This is a genomic window from bacterium (genome assembly GCA_023228325.1).
In the GTDB taxonomy this organism is placed as follows: Bacteria; Auribacterota; UBA6266; order UBA6266; family UBA6266; genus UBA6266.
Window position 1 is genome coordinate 259,409 of the sequence record JALOBK010000001.1, and the last position, 15,289, is coordinate 274,697.

General features: G+C 45.5%; 11 protein-coding genes. All 11 read right to left on the reverse strand.

The window, feature by feature from the left end:
- Positions 1-7 precede the first annotated feature (7 nt).
- The 11 genes from M0R36_01265 to M0R36_01315 all read right to left on the reverse strand — a co-directional run bounded on the left by M0R36_01265 (position 8) and on the right by M0R36_01315 (position 15,288).
- Complete coding sequence (locus M0R36_01265; GenBank protein ID MCK9554439.1) at positions 8-1,183, reverse strand: permease; 1,176 nt, start codon at positions 1,181-1,183, stop codon at positions 8-10.
- Positions 1,167-1,487 carry a DUF134 domain-containing protein gene (locus M0R36_01270; GenBank protein MCK9554440.1) on the reverse strand — a complete coding sequence of 107 codons (321 nt, stop codon included), beginning with the start codon at positions 1,485-1,487 and terminating at the stop codon, positions 1,167-1,169. The genes M0R36_01265 and M0R36_01270 overlap by 17 nt, the downstream gene beginning before the upstream one ends.
- A gap of 113 nt (positions 1,488-1,600) precedes the next feature.
- Positions 1,601-2,314: a phosphoadenylyl-sulfate reductase gene (locus M0R36_01275; GenBank protein MCK9554441.1), complete on the reverse strand. Its 714-nt coding sequence runs from the start codon at positions 2,312-2,314 to the stop codon at positions 1,601-1,603.
- Positions 2,315-2,332: 18 nt separating this feature from the next.
- Positions 2,333-3,346, reverse strand: coding sequence for a peptide-methionine (S)-S-oxide reductase MsrA (gene msrA / locus M0R36_01280; protein ID MCK9554442.1), 1,014 nt, complete (start codon positions 3,344-3,346; stop codon positions 2,333-2,335).
- An 83-nt stretch (positions 3,347-3,429) separates the two neighbouring features.
- Entirely contained in the window at positions 3,430-4,041 is a 612-nt protein-coding gene (locus M0R36_01285) for an iron-sulfur cluster assembly scaffold protein (GenBank protein MCK9554443.1), read from the reverse strand.
- Positions 4,028-5,230 (reverse strand): cysteine desulfurase, encoded by a 1,203-nt coding sequence (locus M0R36_01290; GenBank protein MCK9554444.1) that lies wholly within the window; start codon positions 5,228-5,230, stop codon positions 4,028-4,030. Before M0R36_01290 ends, M0R36_01285 begins: the two co-directional genes overlap by 14 nt.
- 14 nt (positions 5,231-5,244) lie before the next feature.
- Complete coding sequence (nadA, locus tag M0R36_01295; GenBank protein ID MCK9554445.1) at positions 5,245-6,153, reverse strand: quinolinate synthase NadA; 909 nt, start codon at positions 6,151-6,153, stop codon at positions 5,245-5,247.
- Positions 6,153-7,091, reverse strand: a complete 939-nt coding sequence (gene cysK / locus M0R36_01300) for a cysteine synthase A (protein MCK9554446.1) — start codon at positions 7,089-7,091, stop codon at positions 6,153-6,155. The genes nadA and cysK overlap by 1 nt, the downstream gene beginning before the upstream one ends.
- An 11-nt stretch (positions 7,092-7,102) precedes the next feature.
- Positions 7,103-8,380 (reverse strand): O-acetylhomoserine aminocarboxypropyltransferase/cysteine synthase, encoded by a 1,278-nt coding sequence (locus M0R36_01305; GenBank protein ID MCK9554447.1) that lies wholly within the window; start codon positions 8,378-8,380, stop codon positions 7,103-7,105.
- Positions 8,377-8,820, reverse strand: coding sequence for an Rrf2 family transcriptional regulator (locus M0R36_01310; GenBank protein ID MCK9554448.1), 444 nt, complete (start codon positions 8,818-8,820; stop codon positions 8,377-8,379). The genes M0R36_01305 and M0R36_01310 overlap by 4 nt, the downstream gene beginning before the upstream one ends.
- Before the next feature lie 78 nt (positions 8,821-8,898).
- Positions 8,899-15,288, reverse strand: coding sequence for a hypothetical protein (locus M0R36_01315; GenBank protein ID MCK9554449.1), 6,390 nt, complete (start codon positions 15,286-15,288; stop codon positions 8,899-8,901).
- Position 15,289: the final 1 nt, after the last annotated feature.

The window sequence follows — 15,289 nt, forward strand, 5'->3', positions numbered from 1 at the left end:
AACCTCTCTACTTCGCGATAAAACCGAATACTATACCTGTAATTGTCGCCATAATGACGACAAGGCTGACATACACGACAGTTTTCTTTGTGCCGATAACACCGCGTATCACGAGCATATTAGGCAGGCTCAGCGCCGGGCCGGCAAGCAGTAACGCAAGCGCCGGGCCTTTGCCCATACCTGAGCCGATGAGACCCTGCAGTATGGGAATTTCTGTCAGCGTCGCAAAATACATAAAAGCCCCGACTATCGCCGCGAAAAAGTTCGCCAGGAAAGAATTTCCCCCGACAGCTTTTTCTATTATCCCTGAAGGTATAAAACCTTCATTGCCCGGACGGCCGAGCAGCAGTCCCGCGACAACAACACCGGCCAGCAGAAGCGGCAATATCTGCACGGCAAAAACCCAGGATGCCGAGACCCAGCTCTTAAGTTCATCCTTTTTAAACCACTTTAATATTATCACTGCCAGTAAAACCAAAAACCCGAATGATACATACCATTTAATTCCGTAGATATACGTCCATAAACCCGATGCGCCTTCCTCCGGCTTCGCCCAGTTCGCGAACACCAAAAATCCGACCATAGATGCAAAGTACAGGGCGTTTTTAGACAAAGACCTCTCCTCTTTAGCGGCGGCGCCTGCAGGAAAATCCCCGCCCGCGTGCCGCGCCCGTTCTTCTTTAATGAATATGATGTGCATCAGGAATCCGATAACAACGCTGAATAAAACCGCCCCGACAGCTCGCGCGAGCCCGAGTTCCCATCCGAGTATCCTCGCGGTCATTATAATCGCCAGCACGTTTATAGCGGGACCGGAGTAAAGAAACGCCGTCGCGGGCCCCAGTCCCGCGCCTCTTTTGTATATTCCTGAGAAAAGCGGCAGGACAGTGCAGGAACACACCGCAAGAATCGTCCCCGAAACGGAAGCAACGCTATAAGCAAGGAATTTATTCGCCTTCGCGCCGAAATATTTAATGACAGAGGCCTGGCTTACAAAAACGGAAATCGCACCGGCAATAAAAAAAGCGGGCACCAGACATAAAATAACATGTTCTCTCGCGTACCACCTGACCAAAGCCAGGGCCTCAAAAACAGGGTTCCTGAACGGCAGGAGTTCGACAGGCATATAAAAACAGCCCAAAAATACCGCCGCTATCAATAAAAATTTATTTCTCTCTTTCATTCTTTTTCCTCTTCTGTATTATCTCGCAGCAGCCGCCTTCTATGCGGATTGCCTTAATATTTACCAGGGCATCCGCGACTTTCGCTCGGGCGGATTCAAGTATCCGGGATATTGTGGAACGGTGGACTTTCATCTTATGCGCAACCTGCTCCTGCTCCAACCCCTCAAGATCCGCAAGCCTGACAGCTTCGAACTCGTCTATCGTCAATGTAACGCCTTTCAGCTTATTCAACGGCTTGCACTGCGGCCTGAAACACCTCTCGCCCGGCTCGCATTTGACCCACCTTGTTTTTTTCGGCCTCATATCATCCTCCCATTATGCACATATGTGCATAATACACCGGAGTCCGGAATCTGTCAAGCGTTGATTTTCGGCGGAAATAAAAAACAGCATGGGAAAATAAATGTTTTGTATAATTACCGTTTATTAATTTTAAGCGGACGGGTATGTATACCGCATTCCCCGCCGTGCTTGGCCGTCCCTATCCACCGGCCCGAGCGCTCATCGTCATCCGTGGTTATATGAGAACACGGCGCGCAGCCGAGGGACCTGTACCCCTTTGCGTAAAGAGGGTTGACTTTTACCCCGTAAACCGCCAGATACTGCCACACTTCACGTTCTTTCCAGATAAGGATAGGGTTCAGTTTTATCAGTCCTTCATCCCTTTCCTCAACTTCCTTAAAATCGGTTCTGGTGCGTCCTTCCGTACACCTGAGTCCCGTAACCCAGCAGCTGACTTTCATTTCCTCTATAGCGCGTCTTGTAGGAAGGACTTTCAGCAGGTCACAGCATTGGTCCGGCGCTGTTTTGTAAAGTTCATCCTCAATCTTATCATCATTCTTATATACCTTTAATTCAGGATATCTTTCCAATGTTTCTTTCATAAACAGGGTTGTCTCTTCGGGTTTGAACCTGGTTGTTACAATAAAACCCCGTATCCCGGGATTTACCCTTTTTGCCAGGTCCCACACGCAGACGGAATCTTTTCCGAGACTGTTAGCTACAACTAAACCGTCGCCATATTTCCTGTAAGCTTCCTCAATAAGAGCAAGAGACCTGTCTACTTTTTCCTTAAAATGCAGGTTATCGACAAGAGATTTCAAATCATCGGTGTTTTCCGGCAAACTCATTTGTCCTCCTTTTATTTATTATTCAAAGAGTTTCTCATATTCCCCGTAACCTTCTTTTTCAAGGTCTTCCCTGGGGATAAAACGCAGTGAAGCGGAATTTACGCAGTACCTTAAGCCTGCAGGTTCGGGCCCGTCGGTAAAAACATGTCCAAGATGCGAACCGGCTTCTCTGCTCTGAACTTCCGTCCTCCGCATATTACCGCTGTTATCTTCTTTCTCAACAACATTACCGGGTTCAATAGGTTTTGTAAAACTGGGCCAACCGGTGCCGGAGTCGAATTTATCTTTAGAACTGAAGAGCGCCTCTCCGGAGACAATATCCACATATATTCCCTCTTTTTTGTTATTCCAATATTCATTATCGAACGCCCTCTCAGTAGCGCATTCCTGGGTAACCTGATACTGTAAGGGTGTTAATTTTTTCTTCAGCTCTTTCCTGTCCGCCGCGGGTTTTCCGGCAGGTTTAATATTTTTATCTTTAAACTTCTTTTCCATTTCTTTCACATAAGATGCCCTTCCCGAGCCCTGTTTATACAGGTTATACCTGACGGGATTTTTTTTATAATAATCCTGATGATACTCTTCTGCCTTGTAAAAATCACCCGCTTTAAGGATTTCCACCGACACAGGTTTATCATAGAGGCCCGATTCATCAAGTTTTTGTCTTGATTCTTCGGCGATTTTTTTCTGTTCTTCACTGTGATAATAAACGGCCACTTTATATTGCGAACCCCTGTCTGCAAACTGCCCGCCCGAATCCGTCGGATCGACATTCATCCAGAAAATATCCAGCAGTCCGGCGTACGAAATTTTAGACGGGTCGTATGTTATCCGGGCAACTTCCCTGTGTCCGCTTTTTCCCGAGGAAACTTCCCCGTAAGTCGGGTTTTCTGTTTTGCCTCCCATATAACCCGCCTGCACATCCACAACCCCGTTTAACTTATCAAAAACCGGTTCCATACACCAGAAGCATCCCCCCGCGAATGTCGCCTTTTCATACCGGGCCTGAGCAGACAAACAGGAAGCGGCCATATAAATCACCGGAAATAAAAATAGACTTTTCAATAACGTCATATTCATAAATTTTTCCCTTCCTCTGACAAATGACCTATAGCTTATTTATTAAAATGTTTTTCAACGTAGTTTTTCAGAAGTTTTTCGGCTTCATCCTTACATTGCCCGCAGACAGTTCCCAGTTTAGTATGTTCCTGGAGTTCCAGAAATGTGCGGGCGCCTTCCAGAACGGCATTTTCGATATCGTGGTCGGTAACATTCATACACTGGCAGACAATCCTTGATTTTTCTTTTTGTATTTTATCCCGCATGCCGTTCTTCATATAGTAATCATCTATTGCCGAGCGCAGGGCCTTATCGCCCAGAACGGAACAGTGGATCTTATGTTCGGGCAGTCCGCCCAGTTCTTCCGCTATATCTTTCGGAGAGATATGATAGGCTTTATCCAGGCTCATCCCTATTACAATCTCAGAAAGCAGGGATGTGCTTGCTATAGCGCTCGCGCATCCGTAAGTTTTCCATTTGCAATCTGTTATGATGTTTTTCTCTTTATCTACTTTAATAACCATCATCATCTGATCGCCGCATTTTATATTGCCCACAATTCCCTTTCCGTCGTATTTATATGAAGCCTCATCCTCAAGTATGTTTCTCGGATGAATAAAATGATCTTTTATTTTTTCGGAATATACCCATTCTTTATTTTGAGACATTATTCCCTCCCCTTGAATACACCGAAGACATCTTCCTGATTTTCTTTATAATGCCCGGCAATATATCCAGAACATATTCAACATCTTTTTTATCTGTAGAACGCCCCATGCTGATCCTTATGGAACCATGCGCCAGTTCGGGGCCGATACCCGTGGCAAGCAGGACATGTGAAGGGTCAAGGGAACCGGACGCGCACGCGGAACCCGTTGAAACCGCTATACCCGCAAGATCAAGATAAAGCAGGATAGCTTCCCCTTCGGCGCCTTTGAAAGAAACATTAAGCGTGCCGGCCAGGCAATCTTCGGGATGCCCGTTAAAATGCGCATCGGAAATACTTTTTTCAATTCCCCTCTTCAAAATATCTTTAAATCCCTTCAATCGCTTTTCCTCTTCCTCCATCTCTTTCTTTCTCATCTTTACGGCTTTTCCGAGTCCTATGATTCCCAGTGTATTTTCCGTTCCGGCGCGCCTTCCCATCTCCTGATGCCCGCCCCTGACAAAAGGGCAAAAGGGAGTCCCCTTCCTTACAAACAAGACCCCTATTCCTTTAGGCCCGTAAATCTTGTGTCCCGAAATCGTCAGAAAATCGACATTTAATTTTTTTACGTCAACAGGGATTTTCCCCACAGCCTGAACAGCATCCGTATGCATCAGCGCTCCGTTCTTATGCGCCATATCCGTTATAAGCGCTATATCCTGCAGTGTGCCTATTTCATTATTAGCCATCATCACCGATACAAGCCCGACGTTTTCATCCAACATTGTTTCAAGCTGTTTAATATTTACTTTCCCGAATGAATCTACCCCGAGATACTTAACATCGAAGCCCCTGTCTCTCAGGCACTTCGAGCTTTCGATAATACAGGGGTGTTCAATTGCTGTGGTTATAACCACTCTTTTCATTTCAGAATGGAACATGCATCCTTTTGAAGGGCACGAAAAAATAGACAATACGGTGTTGTTCGCTTCGGAACCGCTGCCGACAAATATGATTTCATCCGTATCCGCGCCTATAAATGAAGCTATCTCACTCCGTGAATCTTCAACATATTTCTTCGCCTCTCTCCCGAAACTGTGCATACTCGACGGGTTGCCGAATTCATCCATCGCCTTACACATCGCTTTTTTCACTTCAGGGTGCAGGGGCGTTGTCGCGTTGTGGTCCAGATATATTTTTGTTTCAGCCATACGGTCTCCTTGGTTCAATCTTTATATTTAAGCATTTTATCAATGCTTTTTCCCGCTTGCAAAAGTATTTTCCGGGGAAGCGCAACCTCATACTCCAGAGTTTCAAGCGACCTGAGGATTTTATCCGGAGTGATAAGTTTCATATTCGGGCATACCGATATCCCGCTTGCCGGCCAGAATCTTTTGGAAGGGTTTTCTTTTCTAAGCCTGTGTATTATTCCCGGCTCGGTGGCGATTATAAATTCTTTTACCCCCGATTTTTTGACGTATTTACACATTCCGTCGGTAGAAAGCACCTTGTCAGCCAAAGATATGACAGGCGACGTGCATTCCGGATGGACAAGTATTTCGGCGCGGGGATGCAGCTTTTTTTCCCTGTCAATATCCTCTTTAAGGATTTTAATATGCGTGGGGCAGTACCCGTTCCACAAAATTAAATTTCTGGCGGTCTGCTTTTGAGCGTAAGAAGCAAGGTATTTATCAGGAATAAATATTATCTCGTCTTTTTCCTTAAAAGCTTTTTCGATAACACTGACCGCGTTGGATGAAGTGCAGCAGATATCGCATTCAGCCTTCACCTCCGCAAAAGTATTCACATAACAGAGTATTTTGGCCTGAGGGTACTGCTTCTTCAGTTCCTTTAATTCCTGAACCGTTATCATATCAGCCATCGGGCAGCCCGCATTTTTGTCGGGAATTATCACCTTCCTGCCGGGAGACAGTATCTTCGCGGTTTCCGCCATAAAATATACGCCGCAGAAGATAATAACATCCGCGCCCGTCTTTGAGGCTTCAATGCTTAAGCCCAGAGAGTCCCCTACATAATCGGCAATATCCTGGACTTCGGGACGCTGGTAGTTATGGGCCAGGATAACCGCGTTTCTCTCTTTTTTAAGATCTCTGATTTTTTCAAATACATCCATTAAAATACGTCTTTCATACCGGTGAATAAATCCGTGCTTAAATACCGTTCACCCGTATCGGGAAATATCACTACGATAAGCTTATCTTTATTTTCCGGTTTTTCCGCCGTTTTCAAAGCCGCCCACGCCGCCGCCCCGCTTGAGATACCCGCTAATATCCCTTCTTCTTTAGCAAGCCTTCTGGCGGTATCTACAGCGTTTTCGCTGCTGACTTTCACGACTTCATCTATTAAATCCGTCCTTAAAACACCGGGAACAAATCCCGCCCCGATACCCTGAATCTTATGCGGGCCCGGCTTCCCGCCCGAAAGAACGGGCGATTCCGCCGGCTCAACAGCTATTGCTTTAAACGAAGGTCTCTTTTTCTTTATTATTTCGGATATTCCGGTAATCGTTCCTCCCGTTCCCACGCCGCTCACCAGTATATCCACCCTGCCTTCCGTATCCCTCCAGATCTCTCTGGCGGTGGTTTTTTTGTGTATTTCGGGATTAGCCGGATTTTCAAACTGCTGGGGCATATAAGAGCCGGGCGTTTTTTCAACCAGCCGTCCGGCCTCTTTTATAGCTCCGGACATTCCTTCGCTTCCGGGAGTGAGCACAATCTCCGCGCCGAGAAAGGCCAGGAGCCTCCTTCTTTCCAAACTCATGGTATCAGGCATTGTAAGTATCAACTTATAACCTTTGGTAGCGCTTACAAAAGCCAATGCTATACCGGTGTTTCCGCTTGTAGGCTCTACAATAGTCATTCCCTTTTTAAGTAATCCTTTTTTTTCCGCCTTTTCAATCATTGAAAGCCCGATCCTGTCTTTCACGCTCGACAGGGGGTTAAAGAACTCAAGTTTGGCAAGGATATCCGTGTTTCCGCCTTTATTCAGGCGGTTTATCCTGACCAGAGGAGTATTCCCGATAGTTTTAGTGATATCTTCAAAAATCCTCATAACATCCCCCTTTAAGGTTTAATTTTATTTAAAGCCTGTTCGATATCGTCAATGATATCATCCGCATTTTCAATCCCGACCGACAGCCGGATGAAATCAGGCGTAACTCCCGCCGCCAGCTGTTCTTCTCCTGACAACTGTTGATGGGTCGTGCTCGCGGGATGAATAGCCAAAGTCTTTGCGTCTCCTATATTGGCAAGATGCGATATCAATTTCAATGAATCAATAAACTTTTTTCCGGCGCAGGCTCCGCCCTGAATGCCGAACCCTATTATGGCGCCGGCTCCTTTCGGCAGATATTTCTGTGATAACCGCCTCTGGCTGCTTGAGCCAAGTCCGGGATAATTAACCCAGTCCACTAATTTATGTTTTTCAAGATAAGCCGCGACTTTAAGGGCGTTTTCAGAATGTCTCGGCATACGAAGATGCAAAGTCTCAATGCCCTGCAGGAATAAAAACGCGTTAAAAGGAGACATCGCCGGGCCTAAATCCCTCAGTAATGTCACCCTTGCTTTGATTATGTAAGCAAGGTTGCCCAGAGGTTTCAGCGCTTCGACAAAATCAATGCCGTGATAACTCGGGTCAGGGCCGGAAATCAAAGGAAACTTCCCGTTTGTCCAGTCAAATTTTCCCGAGTCGACAATAAGCCCTCCGATAGAAGTCCCGTGACCGCCTAAAAATTTTGTGGCGGAATAAACGACAATATCCGCCCCGAAATCAACCGGTTTCAGGAGGTACGGCGCAACAGTATTGTCAATCACAAGAGGGATGCCGTTTTCATGGGCTAAAGCCGACAGTTCCCCGATATCCGTAACATCAAGCTTCGGGTTCCCTATTGACTCCGCGTATACAGCTTTTGTTTTCGGGTTAATCGCTTTTTTAAATCCATTTAAGTCTCCTGATGAAACAAATCTCACCTTAATTCCCAATCGCTTGAATGTATAATGGAAAAGTGTATAGGTTCCTCCATAAAGATTATCCGCCGAAACAATTTCATCCCCCGCCCGGGCAATATTAAGCAAAGCCAGTGAAATAGCCGCCTGGCCGCTTGCTGTCGCAAGAGCGCCTATGCCTCCTTCAACAGCCGCAATCCTCTTCTCCAGAACATCAGTGGTGGGATTCATCAGCCGCGTATATATATTTCCAAATTCTTTCAGGGCAAAAAGGTCAGCCGCATGGTCTGAACTCTTAAACTGATAGGATGTAGTTTGATATATCGGAACCGCCCTTGCGCCTGTAACCGGGTCGGCTACCTGTCCCGCGTGCAGTAATTGTGTCTCAATTTTCATTTTAATTGTCCTCCTTTTTTCCTGTATTTTTTCTTTTTATTCTTATCAACCAGATCTTTCAATGTCACGGCATTCAGGACGTCATCCATTTTTTCTTTAACATCAACCCATATATCCCTGCTTAAACAAAACGGCGAACGCTTACAGATGCCGGGGTTTTTTACACATTCAACCAGGCATAAATCCCCTTCCAGTATCTCGATTATATCTTTTATTTTTACCTTATCGGGAGCTTTAGCCAGAGCATAACCCCCGTGGGCGCCCCTGCTCGAGCTGACCATACCGCATCCTTTCAGGGGAATAATTATATTGCTGAGATATTTTTCCGAAATATCCTCCCGCCGGGCGATATCCTTTAAAAGCACAGGCCCGCCGCCGTAAGAACACGCCAGGTCATACATAAGCCGCACACCATATCTCGAACGGGTTGAAAGCCGCATAAAACCTCCTATTTACTACTAATTCAATTGAGTTAATAGTGAATGATAAAACAGCGCCGGATATAAGTCAAGTTTAAATTATTTCCGCAGAGAACCCGCTTCAAATTTTTGGAGTGAATTCCTATCGGCAACGCCGTAATAATCATCCTGCCAGATGAGCAATCCTATGTATCCGTATTCTTTCGCTTCGGTAAGGACGCCGTCAACTTCTCTGTCGCCGGCTTCCCTGCCCGCGCCGTCCGAAGCCCTGACGCCCCATTCACCGACAAACACCGGTTTGTCTATAGTTATACCCATTTCATCCGCAATATCATACGCATCAGGCAGGGAAGAGGAACCTTCCTGGTAGAAGTGGAACTGAAGGATATCAAGGTCTGACCCGGCCCACAAAGCAAGCATATCGTCAACCGTATTGCTCCCCAATGTAACCTTTCCGCCTTTATTGCGTATCCTGAGCGCCGATTCCCTGACGAAAGAGCGGATATCATCCATATCCACAACAGTCAGCTCGGGTTCGTTGAATAAATCCCAGGCAAAAACAGCTTCATTATCCCAGTACGGGCTGAACAGCCTGTCAATTTCATCAACAAAACGGGCTCGAAGTTCGGGCCGGGTGAAAAGTTCCGGATGCTCTCCCACCGTAATACCGTTTTCGACAGAAGTCCCGTCGGCTATCTGAAAACTCAACAGCACCGGTATCACCTTTAAATCAGGATAATCGCGCCTTACCTTTTCAACAATTGCAAAGAACACCGCGATATCCTCTTCCGCCGACTTATCAAATGTAATATAACCGTCATCAAATTTTGCGCCTGACCTCAGGTCCCCCAGCACAGGCATATAACGCACCAGTTTCGATCCCCTTGAGGCTTCATCCCTTAATCTTTTTTCCAATTCCATGGCGCCTTCAGCCGTTGCCCAGCCAGTCCTCGCGTGGCCGGTCCAGAATCCCACATCGTGGAATGACCCTTTTATATTAAACCCGATATTATTATTAAAATTGCCGGGCGTATAAATATCAACCGCGGCGAAAACTTTTTTCTCTTCTTCAGTTAAAGCCCAGAGAGGCGTCTTAAGGCCTATAGCCTGTATTCTTTCTGTCGGTATCCTGTAGCTGTTGTACGAAAAGGCCAATATGGTTATTAACACAAATACTGCGGTTGCGGTAACGATCCTGTCCAGAAAATCCACAATTCTTATCTTCGGTTCCCGCTCGGGTATCCAGGCTTGTTTCATATGGAATTCTTTCCATCTGCCGGTGACAAACCTGAAATTATAAAGAGATTTCCAGGCAACGATAACAAGGACTATCGAACATATTACGACAAGATTCCATGTATACGAAGCATTCCTGCCTTTCACAAGAGAATTTATAACCATTTCATTGAACAAATGGACCTGAAAACCGAAACGAAGCCCTACCATCAGCACCCATGTCATCAAAAGCATAAACCCGTAATTCCGGTACAGGCGCAGGTCAAGCCTTAAATTCTCAAGGCTTCTTTCAATATCTTCGTAAATAAACCAGGACCTGAAACCGGACAGTTTCTTTTTCACCAGACCGGGAATATCCGTTTTCCTGAGTTTCTTTTCGTTTCTTTCCACCGCCTCATTTAATATGTCCACGGCTCTCGGCGTCCTCCACCAGTAGCCGATGTTTGCGCCTTTAATCACTTCCTGCCAGGCGATCTTGTTCCCGGCTATATAGAGCATATGATAAAAATCTATAAAGAAATTCGGTATCGCGGCCCTGAACCTCATGGCCCTTACGGCTTTTTCTTTTACCCCGTTTATAACCTGGTTGCCCGCCGCGTTTATATATATATGCCCCAGCATCATCGTCAGGCAATAGATAATGAAAGAAAACACGGCCGTAAAAATGAATAACCGGAAAATATTTCCCGAAACCAGAATAGAAAAACAGGAACCCATGAAAAGGCCTATTGCCAAAAGAAACTTTCTTGCGGAAACAACGCCCGCGGCTTCTTCCAGGCTTCCTTCCTCAACAACTCTTTTTCTTTTTTCCATTTCTTTCAATGCGTTCAAAAGCGCCCGGTTATCAGATGAATATCCTGAACTGATTCTGGACTGCAGGGTATCAATCATATTGTCGTATTCGTCTATAATCGCCCTTAATCCGAGATAATCGTCCACTCCTTCCTTAACTCCTCTCATAGTAAAATACCTGTAAATAAAGATTGGTATAAGAATAAGACAGGGCCCTATCACCCATGCCCATCCGCCCACAGAAAAGAAATTAAGCACTGTGGGCGTATATATTCCTATGGATTTTCTCACGCGTTCAAGAAACTGGACTATGCTGGAATGCCCGTTGATAAACAACGCGATGGGCGCGATCCGGGATGAAAGAGCCATTTCCCACAGGGATTTTACGGGAATAAAATATATCCACCAGAAAATACACAGCATCCGGGCAACGCGGAATAAAAACGGCTGGACCGCGCTGAAAAGAGTGGGAATACAGAACGTCGCGCATCCCCATAACCCTTTTCTTTTCCAGAGTTCGGAAAAATTGCTCCAATTTTCGGTAACAATAATAAGGCCCATTATATAGCCCTTCATCCATCTTGACATCTGCTTGGGCCTGAATTTGAACCCGACTTCAGACTCAAAACCCGACGGGTCTTCGGGCGTAAGGCTCCAGAAACCGGAAACATTGAATCCGTACCACCAGAGCACAAGCCCCACCATATAATCTTCGGCGACCTGGAATTCATCCCATCCTCCCAGAGTAAGCAGGCTGTTTTTCAGATTATAGTGGTGTTCAATTTCTTTTGATTCGCCTTCTATGTTTAATTTCCCGGAAACTGTTTTATCTTTCCAGTCGATTTCCTCAACCGGTTCGGTCGAAAAGTAACCCGTAGTCCCGCCCAGAGGCTTAAACGCGTCGTTTGAAGCGTGAAGGCCGTCCCATCCGGCGGTATACCAACTCGCGTATTCACCGAACATAAACGCGGCTATCTGTCCTTTTGCGGCATGCAAAGCGTTTGTTATTTTAGCGAGCCGCCCCTGCCCGTTTCGGGGTTCGTTTATCCTTTTATACTCGGCGATAATCAGGGATTTGACAAACCTATCAAATGTTATCCTCCCCGTGATATAATCCGTCGCGCAAACGCCGTAGCCCGGCATATTGCAGAGAGTCACGTATAAATTAATCATTTTTCTCAACCCGGTTCTGGCAGTTTTTTTAACCGGCCTGCTCCTGTCATTCGCTTCCGCGTCAAGGCGTTTTATCTTTTCCCATAACATGGCTGTCGAAAAATATCTTCTGTCGCCTGAAGTAATCTCGAGCAGGGATTTCAGTGTATTATTACAAAAATATCTCAGGTGCCTCGCAAGAACACGCCCTCTCTTAAAATTAAACCTGTTATATATTACTTTATCCTCATTTTTCAGCAGGTTGGCGTACCGGCGCAATATGCCTTCAATAATCCCCGATGTTTTTTTCAATGTTATTCCGACGGCATCTTTTTCAGACAGGGATTCGGGCGCTTTTTCGATCTGAGGAGCTATTTTCGATTCGACTAACTTCCTGACATTCAAAATACCGTCCGATGTTCCCAGAACAAACTGAAGCAGCTGGTTTTGGTTGGGAATATCTTCAACGTCGTAAATTATTCCGGCGATACCGTCGGACTCGTGCAGCACCGATGTGTTGGCTCCCGGTTTTGTGTAAGGCTGGCTCGGTTCTTTGGGCAGCCTTACAAATAATAACCAGTGAAGTTTTTGCAGGAACCCGCTGTGTTTTATATTTTCCGGCATGGATTCTTCCTTCCTGCCGTCTTCCCTTACAGCCATTCCCCTTATAAACATCTCGTATTCCGGCACCACACCTTTTACTTTTAGATTATTCAACACATTTTTAGACCAGTTTTCCCCGGCAAATATGAATTTCACTTTCTTAAGAGGGTATCTCAGGGCAAGAAGCGATTTTATTAATTTGAAAACCGTCTCTTCGCTCCCCACAGCGACTATCCACGGAGTCATACGCGGAATGATGTCATAACAGAAGATTATTTTCCTCTCATTATGGGATATTTCCAGAAAACTCCTGATTTCATACGCGGTAACATTTTTAAAATACTTATCTATATCTTCCTGCGCTTTCCATAATTTCAGGCCGGCATCCAGGGATATGCCTTTACCATGCAGAAAAACCTTCAATTCATCGAACCCCGGGCAGGACATCCTCTCCAGCAGGCCGTTTTTGCCAAGACTGTCATAATTCTTTTTCAACCCGTCATAATCAAGCATCTCATAAACCGAACCTGACGGCGCGGCCCCCTTGCCAAAAAGCTTCTCATACCGCATTTTTTGCCGGTTTGAGAGCCTTTCCTTCCATCCCGCCGGATCCTCTTTCCTGAATTTATTCGCGAGAATTATCAAATCCCTGTCTTCCCTCTCAATCCTGCCTAAAAGGGTATCAACAAAATTTCTGAACGATTTTTCCCTTTCATCCTCATCCGCGCCTTCGTATAACTTGTCATCTTCGCATATCGCTTTAAACCTGTGCCTGGCATGCAGAACAATTATCAGCATATACATCGACCTGATAATCTCCGCCGCGAAAAGCATCTTCACTGTCAATGCGAGTATTCCCACCGCCGGCATAAGCAGGAAAAGGCATATAACGCATACGGCAATCGAGGCTATATAACGTTTATGGCATTCTTCATTCCGGGTTTTCTGTCCGGGATACAACTTTGCGAATCTTCCCAGATAGTAAAATGAAAACTTGCCTATAAACAGCGTGGCGCTGCCGACCATAAGTATTCCGAAGAATATCTGAAGGATAAAAATAAAGAGTTGGAAACCGACTTCCGGCGACCATAAAGGATATCCTTCGGCATTAAGCCTCACAGCCTCGAATACGGCAAACCCTTTCTGAAACAGCGTGCCTATATTCCCGGTAGAAAGTAAATTGTACGCCGCTGTAACCAGGGCTATGAATAAAGTGCCTATCAGATAAAACACGAATCCGACGGCCGTAAGGAACAACACCGTCTTTGAAAGGGTAAATATTTTAAACGGGATTTTTTCGATCCTGGTAAGGTGAAAAGCGTTCAGGAAGTTACGGACTATACCGCTGTCTCTCATATTCTCCATTCCCGGTATCTCTATATCGAGAGCCCTCTGCAGGGAATCATGGTTGAGATTATGGGGTTTCAGCCTGTAAAGGGCAGCCCTTATCTGGATAAGAAACCTTCTGACATCAATAGCTTTAAGGTTCTTCTGCGTGTCCGTGCTGTATATCAGCCTTTGATAATCCCTGTAAATCCCCCTCATATCTTTAGCGGGGTAAATAAGCACAAAATTATTCTTAACTTTTGAACCCAGCAGCGTTGAGAACAATCCCAGGGCAAAGACGTATACCGAAAAGACGGAGAACACTTTTACCGGGAAACTGAAATCAGCCGCGGCAAGCAGCAGCACAATTATAACGGCGGGTATAAATACAACCATCCCGTATACGCTTTTGAACTTATCCATATCCGATTCGCTGTGTTCTTTCTGCAGGAGTTCCTGTATCTGGGATATAGCCCCGTCCATAGTCGCCCCGAACCTGTCCGACCTTCCTATATTCCCCGACTCATGCAGTTCCCCTCCTTTTATGTTGCGCGCCCTGACCGGCCTGTCCAGATCTTTCAATAATTCAAACCATCTCCCCCCGGAGGCGCAGACAAGATGCTCCTTGAACTCATGAACGTCTATATATTCCTTCCTGTAAAACCTTGATGTATATACGACATAATCCTTAGCGTTCTCGTCAACAAGTTTTACAACCTCTTTGATAAAGTCCTTAAGTATTTTTTCTTTCTGTTCAACAGCGGCGTCCTTACTCGGGGGAATATCGATTGCAGAGACAAGTTTAAGGCTCTCATTCCCGAACCTGACAATCCAGAGTATAGATAGAAGCCTTTTGAGTTCTTTCTTCTGTTTATCTATGAATCGCCGGGGTTTTGCGATTCTCATATAGTACCTGATGAATAATGAAGAGTTCCACACCGAAAACAACAGCACCGTTAGCAGAATACTCATATCAGGGCCTGCTATTTCAAGGGGGTTATAATACTGCAGGAAGAAGAAAACAACAGACAGCGCAACCCCCTTCAACAACTGCAGCCAGTTAACACCGGCAAATATAACGAAAACAGCAAGATACGGCAGGAAATTAACTATTTTGGGAAAACCCGCCATATAAGAAATAACCGCTATAACAATAAATTTAAGGGTCTTATACGCAATATCAAGATTATATCTCGGGTTCGCGTCAAAATTATAATTCCACCAGGCATCGCTCTTTTTCAGTTCCGGAGGGAAAATACCCATATCATCCTGCTGGGAGCCCATACGGGTAAAATCAACACCCATGTTCTCAACCCATTGGTCAATGGCCCTGATATGGAGACTCAATAAATTTTTAATGTCAGATATATTTTTTTCCAAT